This is a genomic window from Mycobacterium sp. NAZ190054 (assembly GCF_001545925.1).
Taxonomy (GTDB): domain Bacteria; phylum Actinomycetota; class Actinomycetes; order Mycobacteriales; family Mycobacteriaceae; genus Mycobacterium.
The window spans coordinates 1-516 of the sequence record NZ_LMVQ01000541.1 but is presented as its reverse complement, the minus strand read 5'-3'; the positions used below and the strand labels follow the sequence as shown (position 1 = coordinate 516).

Below are 516 nucleotides of genomic sequence, written 5' to 3'. Positions count from 1 at the left end.
GCGCCACTGCTGCCGTGGTGTGGGTTCGGTGCGTCGCTGCCGCGTCGCCCAGGCGTAGTAGCCCGAGCGGGAGACGTCGAGGAGGTCGGTCAGTGTGTTGATGTCGTGGTCGGCGCACTCCGCGGCGATGAGCTCGAACCGACTCACCGATGTTGCTGTGCCGCAAAGTACGCCGATACTTTTTTCAGAAACGCGATATCTCGGTCCTTCTCGGCCAGCTCCGCACGCAGCCGCACCAATTCGGCGCGTTCCCGGGCGGTCAGATCGCCTTCTGGAGGCCCGTGGCGGGCATCGCTGGCCACCCCGTCGCGGACCCTCTCCTGGCGCACCCATTTGCCCAACAGGCTCTCGTGCAGGTTGAGTTCACGGGCCACCTCCGAGACCGGCCTGCCCCCGTCAATCACCCGACGAGCAGCCTCCACCTTGAACTCCGGTGTGAACGACCGACGCGTCCGCGACATGTCGACATCCTTCCAGCAGGACACCGTCCCGCTATCTCAGGTGTCCACTGAAACT

At 65.1% G+C, this 516-nt stretch carries 1 protein-coding gene; it reads right to left on the bottom strand.

From position 1 onward, the window contains the following. Positions 1–143: 143 nt before the first annotated feature. Positions 144–461: a transposase gene (locus ASJ79_RS25620; RefSeq protein WP_067961472.1), complete on the bottom strand. Its 318-nt coding sequence runs from the start codon at positions 459–461 to the stop codon at positions 144–146. Between the last annotated feature and the right edge of the window lie 55 nt (positions 462–516).